The organism is Photorhabdus australis DSM 17609 (assembly GCF_000711895.1).
GTDB classification, from domain to species: Bacteria; Pseudomonadota; Gammaproteobacteria; order Enterobacterales; family Enterobacteriaceae; genus Photorhabdus; species Photorhabdus australis.
Map to the genome: position 1 here is coordinate 26,217 of NZ_JONO01000047.1, position 12,015 is coordinate 38,231.

9 protein-coding genes, 1 pseudogene and 1 other annotated feature are annotated in these 12,015 nt (G+C 41.9%); of the genes and pseudogenes, 8 read left to right on the forward strand and 2 right to left on the reverse strand.

Going from position 1 to position 12,015, the window contains the following annotated elements:
- Nucleotides 1-91: 91 nt before the first annotated feature.
- Nucleotides 92-577 (forward strand): protein CreA, encoded by a 486-nt coding sequence (creA, locus tag BO26_RS13805; protein ID WP_036772290.1) that lies wholly within the window; start codon nt 92-94, stop codon nt 575-577.
- Nucleotides 578-826: 249 nt separating this feature from the next.
- Nucleotides 827-1,386 (forward strand): annotated as a pseudogene (locus tag BO26_RS24140) (RNA-guided endonuclease InsQ/TnpB family protein); the annotation flags it as partial.
- Between the two features lie 185 nt (nt 1,387-1,571).
- On the opposite strand, the gene arcA reads toward BO26_RS24140, so the two are convergent.
- Nucleotides 1,572-2,288 carry a two-component system response regulator ArcA gene (gene arcA, locus BO26_RS13815; protein WP_036772292.1) on the reverse strand — a complete coding sequence of 239 codons (717 nt, stop codon included), beginning with the start codon at nt 2,286-2,288 and terminating at the stop codon, nt 1,572-1,574.
- 659 nt (nt 2,289-2,947) lie between these two features.
- Here arcA and thrL point away from each other — a divergent pair.
- From thrL to thrC, 4 genes are all read left to right on the forward strand, one after another.
- Entirely contained in the window at nt 2,948-3,016 is a 69-nt protein-coding gene (gene thrL / locus BO26_RS24655; protein WP_110882773.1) for a thr operon leader peptide, read from the forward strand.
- Nucleotides 2,955-3,074 (forward strand) — a sequence feature (Thr leader region). (Overlaps the previous gene by 62 nt.)
- A 25-nt stretch (nt 3,075-3,099) precedes the next feature.
- On the forward strand, nt 3,100-5,559 hold the full coding sequence (gene thrA / locus BO26_RS13820; RefSeq protein WP_036772293.1) for a bifunctional aspartate kinase/homoserine dehydrogenase I: 2,460 nt from the start codon (nt 3,100-3,102) through the stop codon (nt 5,557-5,559).
- A gap of 2 nt (nt 5,560-5,561) precedes the next feature.
- Nucleotides 5,562-6,491, forward strand: a complete 930-nt coding sequence (gene thrB / locus BO26_RS13825; protein WP_036772294.1) for a homoserine kinase — start codon at nt 5,562-5,564, stop codon at nt 6,489-6,491.
- A gap of 3 nt (nt 6,492-6,494) precedes the next feature.
- Complete coding sequence (gene thrC / locus BO26_RS13830) at nt 6,495-7,787, forward strand: threonine synthase (RefSeq protein ID WP_036772295.1); 1,293 nt, start codon at nt 6,495-6,497, stop codon at nt 7,785-7,787.
- A 56-nt stretch (nt 7,788-7,843) separates the two neighbouring features.
- On the opposite strand, the gene yaaA is transcribed toward thrC, so the two are convergent.
- Nucleotides 7,844-8,620 (reverse strand): peroxide stress protein YaaA, encoded by a 777-nt coding sequence (yaaA, locus tag BO26_RS13835; RefSeq protein WP_036772297.1) that lies wholly within the window; start codon nt 8,618-8,620, stop codon nt 7,844-7,846.
- Nucleotides 8,621-9,075: 455 nt separating this feature from the next.
- Between yaaA and BO26_RS13840 the strand changes: the two genes are divergently transcribed.
- Entirely contained in the window at nt 9,076-10,287 is a 1,212-nt protein-coding gene (locus tag BO26_RS13840) for an MFS transporter (RefSeq protein WP_036772298.1), read from the forward strand.
- Nucleotides 10,288-10,662: 375 nt separating this feature from the next.
- On the forward strand, nt 10,663-11,616 hold the full coding sequence (tal, locus tag BO26_RS13845) for a transaldolase (protein ID WP_036772301.1): 954 nt from the start codon (nt 10,663-10,665) through the stop codon (nt 11,614-11,616).
- The last annotated feature ends 399 nt before the right edge of the window (nt 11,617-12,015 follow it).

Consider the following 12,015-nt stretch of genomic DNA (forward strand, 5'->3'; position numbering starts at 1 on the left):
ATGTAACTATTGTTATCGATAGTATTACTATTCTATCTGGTATCACTGTGGTGAAGTTTTACTCTGAATTGATTAAGGTATGAGATTGTATATGTTAAAGATCAGAAAGATACTAATAGCAACCATATTGTTGTTCATACCTCTGGTGACTCAGGCTGAGGAGATTGGTTCGGTAGATACTGTTTTTAAATTTATCGGGCCTGATCATAAAATTGTGGTTGAAGCGTTTGATGATCCTGATGTGAAAAATGTGACTTGCTACCTAAGCAGGGCAAAAACAGGTGGAATCAAAGGTGGTTTAGGACTTGCGGAAGATACCGCTGATGCTGCTATTTCCTGCCAACAGGTGGGGCCTATCGAGCTGACAGACAAGATTAAAAAGGGGAGTAAGAAAGGCCAGGTTGTTTTTCAGAAGCGAACTTCACTGGTATTTAAAAAACTCCAGGTTGTCCGTTTCTATGATGTAAACCGTGATGCACTTATCTATCTGACTTATTCGGACAAAATAATTGATGGCTCGCCGAAGAACGCACTTAGTGCTGTGCCAATTATGCCGTGGAATGTTGCGGGGAACTAAGGGAATAGGATGGGAGGATATCCCATCCTGTCATTTAGCAAAAACCGCCGTAACCCCTTGTCCAGTGCAGGCGGGGATCTAAGGCGAAAAGCTCAAAGGGCCTTAGGGCGGACTACGGCGACGTATCCTGACTGAATTGATATTAGCCTGTTTTACAGGCGAAAATGAATGCACTTTATCAATGAGTGTAGTGGTCCACTACAGTGACGATGGCAAAGAGGCGCGGGAAAAACCGGGTGTTATCACTCGCGTCACCTTATCAACGCCACCCATAACCTGCGGCGAAAGCAGAAATCGCTGTCGCGCAAACAACAGGGCAATGCTAGCCGCGGCAAGGCCCGATTACGTCTGGCGGCAGTACATGAATGGGTAGCCCATGCTCGCGCCGATTTTCAACACAAACTCTCCCGAACAATGGTTGACGAAAACCAAGCGCTCATTGTTGAGACACTGAAATCGGCCAACATGATGAAGGATCACCGTATTGCTCGCGCTATCGGGGATGCGGGCTGGCATGGCTTCATCAAGAAGCTGAAATACAAAGCCGCAGCGGCGGACGTCCATCTGGTCAAACTGGAGCAATGGTTTGCCAATTCGAAAACCTGCCATTGCTGCGGTCACAAAGAGCCGGAAATGCGCTGCATAAGCGGATCTGGCAATGCCCTTGCTGTGGTGTTGAACATGACCGCGATATCAATGCGGCGCTCAACATCCAGCGCAAGGGTATAACAGCATTACAGGCGGCGGGACTCGTCGTTTCTGCCCACGGAGGCCAGCATAAATCCGTCATAAAGACGGTTGCGGCCTGAGAAGCGGGAAGCCTCGCCGTTTTTTACGGCGGGGAGCAGTCACGATTATTGATATACCCGTTATCTTTCAAGTTGCCTCTTTGTTTGCGGCACTTACTCACCCCTGTCACATAGCTCGCTATGCTCCCGGGATTCGCTCCCTTGCCGTCGCGATGTATCTTGAAATCCATTGGGTATAATTCAAATCACGCTTCTAAATCACCACAGAAACGATAACCTTCACCGTGAATAGTGGCAATGATCTCCATAGTATCTGGGGTAGATTCGAAATGCTTACGGATACGGCGAATTGTCACATCGACAGTACGGTCATGGGGCTTCAGTTCACGACCTGTCATTTTTTTTAGTAGTTCTGCGCGAGTCTGGATTTTGCCAGGATTTTCACAGAAATGAAGCATGGCGCGGAACTCACTACGTGGCAATTTATATTGCTCACCAGCAGGGCTGATAAGAGAACGGCTATTGATATCCAACTCCCAGCCATTGAATTTGTAGCTTTCGACCTGGCGGCGTTCTTCGCTGACATTACTCAGATTCATGGTGCGAGAAAGCAGGTTTCGGGCACGAATGGTCAGTTCACGTGGATTGAATGGTTTGGTGATATAATCATCTGCCCCAATTTCTAACCCAAGTATCTTGTCCACTTCATTATCACGGCCAGTCAGGAACATCAAAGCAACATTCGCTTGTTCACGCAATTCGCGGGCAAGCAACAAGCCATTTTTGCCTGGAAGATTAATATCCATAATCACCAGGTTAATGTCATTGTCCGATAGAATATGATGCATTTCTGAACCATCAGTGGCTTCATAAACAACATATCCTTCAGCCTCGAAAATGCTTTTCAGGGTGTTGCGAGTGACAATTTCGTCTTCAACAATCAAAATGTGCGGGGTTTGCATGGTTGCTACCTAAAATCGCTTAAAAATAAAATCAGAATGACTCAAACTACTCTTATCTCAGGATATTTACTGGTTATTGTTTGTCATCACTGAAATTATGGCTTAAGTCAGTAATAACATTTATTGATATGCTTTACACTGAAAGTAAAAGTTGCTTTTCCTTTGGGGGGTATGTACCCGAAAAAACTGGTTAAACAGTATTATGTTAGTCTATTAACAGCAATATAACAGCTTGCAATGCATTTACCATCTAAAAAAACTACCTTTTATTGACGTACATCAAAATTGATTGTAGCACGTTAATATTATTTATATTTGTTATTTTATACTTTCTATTATGCAGGAAAATGACAAATTTCTGTTAACACGCAAAACACTTTTGTATAAAAAATAACCTCATTTGAGTTCGTTAGTGAACAAAAATACCTGATTTTTACTAAAAGACAAAACATATTGTTAATTTTGTTAAAAATAGAGTTAACAACTGAAGGAAGGTATTTAATTGAATATATTTGTTTGTATTGGTGAGTGTAGAATAAATTATTCCAATGCAGGAAATATCAAAAACATAAGGTTGTTTTAGAGAAAATGTTTGACTTTGTGCACAAATTCCTTTAACCAATATAGGGTCGAACTCATTAAATGACAGACGGGAACTTATGCAAACTATCAGCCTGAAAACCACAATTATTACCACCACCGGAACCACAGGTTGCGGGGCGGGCTGACGCATACATAAAATAGATAAAAAAGCCCGCATCCAAATCAGATGCGGGCTTTTTTTTGGCGCTAAATCAGGAGAAACATGTCAATGCTAGTGCTTAAATTTGGAGGGACTTCAGTCGCCAACTGCCAGCGTGTGCTGAGTGTCACCGATATCGCTGAGGAAAAGCTTTCTCAGGGAGGGGTTGCGTTGGTGCTTTCTGCCCCAGCAAAAATGACTAATCATTTAGTGGCGATGATCGAAAAAACTGTGGCTGGGCAAGATGTTATTACCCATATGCACGATGCTGAACAGATCTTTGCTGATTTATTACAGGGGCTGGCACAGGCGCAACCCGGTTTTGATTATGAACGGTTAAAAATGATGGTTGAGCAAGAGTTTGCTCAATTGAAACAAGTGCTGCATGGTGTTTCATTATTGGGCCAATGCCCGGATAGTATTAACGCTTCTGTGATTTGCCGTGGTGAAAAACTCTCTATTGCTATCATGGAATCTGTATTGCAGGCGCGTGGTCACAAGGTCACGGTGATTGATCCGGTAAGAAATCTGTTGGCACAAGGTCATTACCTTGAATCTACGGTAGATATTAATGAGTCTACAAAGCGCATCTCTTCTCTGAATATTCCTGATGATCATATTGTTCTGATGGCGGGATTTACTGCCGGAAATGATAAAGGCGAATTAGTTGTTTTAGGACGTAATGGTTCTGACTATTCTGCTGCTGTTTTGGCGGCTTGTTTGCGCGCTAAATGTTGCGAAATCTGGACTGATGTAGATGGTGTCTATACCTGTGACCCAAGAATTGTGCCAGATGCACGTTTATTAAAAGGGATGTCCTATCAGGAAGCGATGGAACTCTCTTATTTCGGGGCTAAAGTGCTTCATCCTCGGACTATTGCTCCGATTGCTCAATTTCAGATTCCTTGTTTAATTAAAAATACCGCTAATCCAGATACACCGGGAACGCTTATTGGTGATGGGCAGAAAGATGAAAGTGCACCAGTAAAAGGCATTACTAACCTGAGCAATATGGCGATGATCAACGTATCTGGTCCCGGTATGAAGGGGATGGTTGGTATGGCAGCACGGGTATTTGCTGTGATGTCTCGCGCTGGGATTTCTGTTGTGCTGATCACTCAGTCCTCTTCGGAATACAGCATCAGCTTCTGTGTGCCTCAGCGAGAATTGGGACGTGCTCGTCGGGCATTGAGTGAAGAATTTTATCTCGAACTGAAAGATGGTGTTCTTGATCCTCTGGATGTGATGGAAAATCTCTCTATCATCTCTGTTGTTGGTGATGGTATGCGCACTTTGCGCGGTATCTCTGCTCGTTTTTTCTCGGCACTTGCTCGCGGTAACATCAATATTGTTGCCATTGCACAGGGATCTTCTGAACGTTCTATTTCTGCTGTTATTGACAATGAAGCGGCGACTACCGCTGTTCGCCTATGCCATCAGATGCTATTTAACACTGATCAGGTGATCGAGGTTTTTGTTGTCGGTGTTGGTGGTGTTGGTAGCGCTTTAATTGAGCAGATCCGTCGTCAGCAAGCATGGTTAAAACAAAAACACATTGATTTACGGGTATGTGGTATCGCGAATTCACGGGCTATGCTGACTGATATGAGAGGTATTTGTCTCGATAATTGGCAACAGTGTTTGTCAGAAGTTAAAGAGCCATTTAGCCTGAGTCGTCTGATTCGCCTGGAGAAAGAGTATCATCTACTTAATCCGGTGATAGTAGATTGTACTTCTAATCAGCAAATTGCAGATCAGTATGCTAGTTTCCTGAGTGATGGATTTAATGTCGTCACGCCGAATAAGAAAGCCAACACTGCATCAATGGCTTATTACCATCAGATCCGTAAAGCAGCGGAAAAATCCAAGCGTAAATTCCTGTATGACACCAATGTGGGAGCGGGGCTGCCTGTTATTGAGAACTTACAGAATTTGCTTAATGCGGGTGATGAGTTGGTTCAATTTAACGGTATTCTTTCCGGTTCTCTTTCCTTTATTTTCGGTATGTTAGATGAAGGGATATCATTATCTCAGGCGACTTTATTGGCGAAAGAGAAAGGCTATACCGAGCCAGATCCTCGAGATGATCTCTCTGGTATGGATGTTGCCCGTAAGCTGTTGATTCTCGCTCGTGAGTCAGGTTGTGAGCTTGAATTGGATGATATTGATGTGGAGCCGGTGTTACCTGCTTCCTTTGATGACAGCGGTAACGTGGAGAATTTCCTTGAACGTCTATCCTCTCTTGATCAGGTTTTCAGCCAGCGTGTAACAGAAGCGCAAGTCCAAGGGAAAGTGTTACGTTATATTGGCGTGATTGAAAATGGTCGTTGCAGAGTGAAAATTGCTGCGGTAGATAGCAATGACCCACTTTATAAAGTTAAAAATGGCGAAAATGCGCTGGCATTCTACACTCGTTACTATCAGCCGATACCGTTGGTACTGCGTGGTTATGGAGCTGGTAATGATGTCACAGCCGCAGGTGTTTTTGCCGATATGCTGCGTACTTTATCCTGGAAACAGGGAGTTTAATTGTGATTAAAGTCTATGCTCCCGCATCTATTGGGAATGTCAGTGTTGGGTTTGATGTACTGGGAGCTGCGGTCTCTCCGGTTGATGGTACTTTATTAGGTGATTGCGTTACTGTCCGGGCAGCGGAGAGCTTCAGTTTATGTAATGAAGGGCTGTTTGTGGGGAAGTTACCTGAGCAGCTGGAGCACAACATCGTTTATCAATGTTGGCAATTATTCTGTCAGCATTTGGGTAAACAATTACCTGTGGCAATGACGCTGGAAAAAAATATGCCAATTGGCTCTGGCCTTGGTTCCAGCGCTTGTTCTGTTGTGGCTGGTTTAATGGCACTCAACGAATTCACAGGACACCCGTTCAGCGAAGGTCAATTACTGGAAATGATGGGCGAGTTGGAAGGGCGTATTTCAGGCAGCATCCACTATGATAACGTCGCGCCATGTTACCTTGGCGGCTTGCAGCTGATTATGGAACAGGGGGATATTATCTGTCAGTCAGTGCCTTCATTTGATGAATGGCTCTGGGTGATGGCTTATCCGGGCATCAAAGTTTCTACTGCAGAAGCCAGAGCGATTTTACCTGCTAAATATTCGAAGCGGGATGTTATCGACCATGGGCGTTTTCTTGCTGGCTTTATTCATGCTTGTCATACACAGCAACCTGAACTGGCAGCCAGATTAATGCAAGATGTTGTTGCTGAGCCGTACCGTAGACAACTGTTGCCTGGTTTTACTAAAGCTCGTGAAGCAGCAAAAGAGATAGGCGCATTGACCTGTGGTATTTCTGGTTCTGGCCCGACGTTGTTTTCCATTTGTAATGATATGGCTACCGCGAAGAAAATGGCTGAGTGGCTGCAACAACATTATGTTCAGAATGATGAAGGTTTTGTACACATTTGCCGTCTGGATCTCGCAGGCGCACGACAAATAGGGTAACAGATGAAACTGTATAACTTAAAAGACAACAGCGAGCAGGTGAGTTTTGCGCAGGCAGTAAAGCAGGGATTAGGTAAACAACAAGGACTTTTCTTCCCGCAAGATTTACCTGAATTCAGTCGTGAAGAAATTGACCAACTGCTGAAACTGGATTTTGTTACCCGCAGCGGTCGTATTCTTTCAGCGTTTATTGGCGATGAAATTCCGCCAGAACAGTTAGCGGCACGAGTTAAGAATGCTTTTACTTTTCCAGCACCTATTGCAAAAGTGGCAGAAGATATTGCAACGCTGGAACTATTCCACGGCCCGACTTTGGCATTCAAAGATTTTGGTGGTCGTTTTATGGCACAAATACTGGCACAGGTTGCTGGTGAGCAGCTTGTGACCATCTTGACTGCGACTTCCGGCGATACTGGTGCAGCAGTAGCGCATGCCTTCTATGGGTTGAATAATGTACAGGTGGTTATTCTCTATCCGCAGGGTAAAATTAGTCCATTACAGGAAAAGCTCTTCTGTACATTGGGCGGTAACATTCACACGGTTGCAATTGATGGTGATTTCGATGATTGTCAGGCGTTGGTTAAACAGGCATTTGATGATCAAGAGTTAAAACAGGCTCTGTATCTCAATTCAGCTAACTCAATTAACATCAGTCGCTTGTTGGCGCAAATTTGCTATTACTTTGAGGCGGTGGCTCAGGTACCAGAAGATAAGCGTGAAAAATTGGTGATTTCGGTACCCAGTGGGAATTTTGGTGATTTAACTGCCGGTTTATTAGCAAAATCAATGGGGCTGCCGGTAAAACGTTTTATCGCTGCGACTAATGTGAACGATACGGTTCCACGTTATCTGGCGGATGGAAAATGGCTGCCTCATCAGACGGTTGCTACGCTTTCTAATGCAATGGATGTGAGTCAGCCCAACAACTGGCCGCGTATTGAAGAACTATTTTGTCGTCGATCCTGGAAGTTAAGTGAATTAGGATATGGCATAGTCAGTGATGAAGTGACTAAAGAGACCATCAAGGAATTGGCTAAACTGGGTTATATCTCTGAACCTCATGCAGCTGTTGCTTACCGCGTTTTGCGTGATCAATTACAGGAAGATGAATGCGGATTGTTTCTCGGTACAGCTCACCCGGCGAAATTTAAAGAGAGTGTGGAGCAGATTCTGGGTGAGGAATTACCACTGCCTGAAGCTCTGGCAGAACGAGCTGATTTAGACTTGTTATCCCATCATTTGCCGGCAGATTTTGCTAAATTACGTGCTTTCCTGATGGCAAGAGCACCTGAATAGCGATAAGAGTAGATGCCGCATAAATTATGCGGCGTTTATGATTGATAATAAAAGTTTTAATGTTGTTCTGGTCGTTTAAATACCAGCTCGTTTCCTTTAGATAACGATTCATCAAAAACGTAGCCATCCAGATTGAATTCCACCAGACGGTCAATTTGCGTTAACTGATTCTGAATAATAAATCGGCTCATCAACCCACGGGCTTTTTTCGCATAGAAGCTGATAATCTTATATTTACCGTTTTTCTCATCAAGAAATACGGGCTTGATAATCTTACCGGCTAATTTTTTTGTATTAACGGATTTGAAATATTCATCGGAAGCCAGATTAACCAATACATTATCGCCTTGCTGCTCCAAGGCTTGATTAAGTTTTTCTGTGATCAGATCTCCCCAGAAAGAATAAAGATCTCTACCACGTTTATTTTCCAGTTTAATTCCCATTTCCAGCCGGTAAGGTTGCATCAGATCCAAAGGACGAAGTACACCATAAAGACCAGACAGGATACGCAGATGATCCTGAGCAAAATCAAAATCCTTGTCGGAAAAATCTTCAGCTTGCATACCGGTATACACATCACCTTTAAATGCCAGAATAGCCTGACGTGCATTTTCTGGCGTGAAATCAGCATGCCATTCGCCAAATCGGGCTGCATTCAGACCGGCAAGTTTATCGCTGATACCCATCAAACTGGCAATTTGGGTTGGTGTGAGTTTACAGCAGATGCTAATTAGTTGTTCTGACTGGTCGAGTAATGCTGGCTGACTATATTTTTCCGTGGCAAGCGGGCTTTCATAATCAAGGGTTTTTGCTGGTGAAATAGTGATAAGCATAATATGATCTCGGTTGTTCAGATTAAATGATTTTAACAAAAGATAGGATAATAAAGAATAAATAACAAGGATAGTAAAAACTGCAAGTGTGATATCTGTGGCGTAACCAGCTGATAATTTTATACTCCATTTTATTGATCGATATTACATTTAATGAGAAGAATACTTAAATAATTTATATGATTATATTTAAATTTAATTTTATATATAAATATAAATAATGTTTTATGGCTTATTTAAATATTAATTTTTGTGAATTTGATCTATTTTTCTTGGATTGTAATAGTGTAATTATTCTAAAAGTGAGAGCACTTCTTGCAGATTTGTTTTTATAGAACCTGAGAAATATTGGAAATAAGAGACTGTGCTAGATTCACTATTTATTATTTAATTGAAGTCGTGGAAGTGCTATTAATGAAATCAATTGGATAAAAATGTATAAAATAGGATAAAATATGCAGAATAAAAACAAGCTATTATCCTCTGATATAATATCTATCTTTGGTACAGGAATAAGTGAAATAGCGCTTATTTCACTGGTATATTCAATCACGAAATCGGAAATAGATACGTCTTTAATGGTATCTATAAGGCTAATGGCGAGTATATTAGTTTTTGCGGTTATTGGTGGGCTAACTGCTCGGTTTAATATGCGAACTATTTGTATTTATTCAGATTTATTTCGAGCGGTAATAATATTCTTTGCTGTGTTTGTGAATAATATATATTTATTGTTTTTCATATCTTTCCTTCTGTCATTTCTTTCAGGTTTAAATATATCGATAAGGTCAGTGGCATATCAGGTATTTGTCAGTTCAGAAGAAAGAGTTGCTTTTATATCAAAGCAACAATTCTATTATGGTCTCTTCTCTATATCTTCTCCATTGATAGCCGGATTTTTGATAAATATAACTTCGATACGTTTCTTATTTATTATTGAATCAATATGTTTTCTTTTATCAATGATACTTCTCTTTATTGTTGGCGATTGGGGAACTAAAACAGAGAAAAAAGATATTATTATGAAATATGGCGGTTTAGAATATATTATCAAGAATAATACCCAGAGAAATATATTATTATTCAGGATAAGTATTTTAACTGCAATGGTATCATACCAGGTGATTTCAACTTATATAATAACTTCTAGCTATACAATAATTGTCTCTTTATTTAGTGGATTATATTCGTTTTCTTTTTCTGATTTAGTCGCTTATTTTTCCTTTGTAGCTTCTGTTTCAATGTTATTTGGTTCTTATTTGTCTGGTGCTTATTTTAATATAAACAAGTTAAAAAAATCTTTCTTTCTTGGTTCTTTCTTAATTGCAGTTGGCAGTATTTTTTGGGCTATACCTTTGTCAAGAATTACCCTGTTATACTATACTTTGGGAACTATGCTTATTTTTATCGGACTTTCTTTTTTAAGGATATCTCTTTACACATCAGGGCAAGAGCTGACACCAGAAAAATATTTTGCGAAAATAATATCGTCTTCGGATGCAATTTCAAGAAGCTACCAGTCAGCTTTTGGTATTATAGTAATAGGTTTAATCCCTTTGCTGGGAAGTAGTGTTTTATTTATCTTTTTTGCAATGTGTTCTTTAAGTTCAGTTTTTGTTTCGAAAAAAATAAGTGCTGAAGTTGAGAATAAATTAACTGTGGAATAATTAATTTTAAATAATAATTTTGGTCGTGACTTTAATTTATTGAATTCAATAAATTGAAGTCACTTATTTATGATTAGATTTGTTGACCAGGAAACTTTACCAGCCGGTAGTCTATAATAATGTCCTGATGTTTGAACTAAACTTACCTATGATTTTCAGCATTTATTGGAACAATAGTGTGCGGGTTGGTGCTGTTAACTTGCCTGATTTGCATCAGGACGCATTTTAAGGAATTTGCAGTTGAAAACATTTGCGAATCAATTAACGATGAGTCATCGTTTTTACCGCCTTGCAGCAAGGTTTTACCGTGTTATTATCAAAGGATGGCGTAGCCACAAGGCCACAATTTCACGCATAACGATGAGATATGACAAAATGACCGATAAACTAACTTCCTTGCGTAAACTGACAACCGTAGTCGCAGATACCGGGGATATTGCGGCGATGAAACTTTATCAGCCACAAGATGCTACGACTAACCCATCTTTGATCCTTAACGCTGCACAGATCCCTGAATACCGCAAACTGATTGATGAAGCAATTACATGGGCGCGTGAACAGAGTAACTCTCGCGAGCAGCAGATTGTGGATGCCAGCGATAAACTGGCGGTGAATATTGGTTTGGAAATTCTGAAATTGATCCCAGGCCGTATCTCTACTGAAGTAGATGCTCGTCTGTCTTATGACACCGAAGCCAGCGTAGCTAAAGCTAAGCGTTTGATAAAGTTGTATAACGAAGCGGGTATCAGCAATGATCGCATTCTGATCAAACTGGCTTCAACCTGGCAGGGTATTCGCGCAGCTGAGCAGTTAGAAAAAGAAGGTATCAACTGTAACCTGACTCTGCTGTTCTCTTTTGCACAGGCGCGTGCTTGTGCTGAAGCAGGGGTTTATCTGATTTCGCCATTCGTTGGTCGCATCCTTGACTGGTATAAAGAGAACAGCGATAAAAAAGAATTCGCGCCACACGAAGATCCAGGCGTCATTTCTGTGACCGAGATCTACCAATATTATAAGCAACATGGCTATGACACCGTTGTTATGGGAGCAAGTTTCCGTAATTCCGGTGAGATCCTGGAATTGGCGGGTTGTGACCGTTTGACTATTGCTCCTGCGTTATTGAAAGAATTATCCGAAGCTCAGGGTGAGGTTGAATGTAAACTGGGTTATACCGGTGAAGTTAAAGCGCGTCCAGAGCCACTGAATGAAGCTCAGTTCTATTGGGAACATCATCAGGATGCAATGGCAACAGAAAAACTGGCGGATGGTATCCGTAAGTTCGCTATAGATCAGGGCAAACTTGAGAAGATGATCGCTGATCTGCTGTAATGATAGGTCATAAACTATTCTTTTAGTTTTAAAGGCGGCATAATTAGCCGCCTTTTTGCTAGTGCGCTGGGCATGGCGCGTTGCGCGTGAGCGCAACCGGGTTGGTTGTGGTGACCAAACCGGTGACTTGGAGGTGAAAGTCCTCTACACACCCGGTAAGGGGAAGTGTTAGCTGAACGGTAAGGGTGCCGTGGGTGACTGCGGATCTGAAGGAAACCGAAAGCAAAATGCTGGCCTGACGAACAGGAAGCGGTTTAGGCGGCACAGTGGGGTGAGGCGGCTAGTATCGTCAAAGCCCAATACTTACACGGAACGCTGTGACGTAAAGCCGACAGGTATAAGCAGGAAGGTCGCGTGAATTACCCCGGGAGCTCTGTTGTTCTGCCACTGTGCTACTGA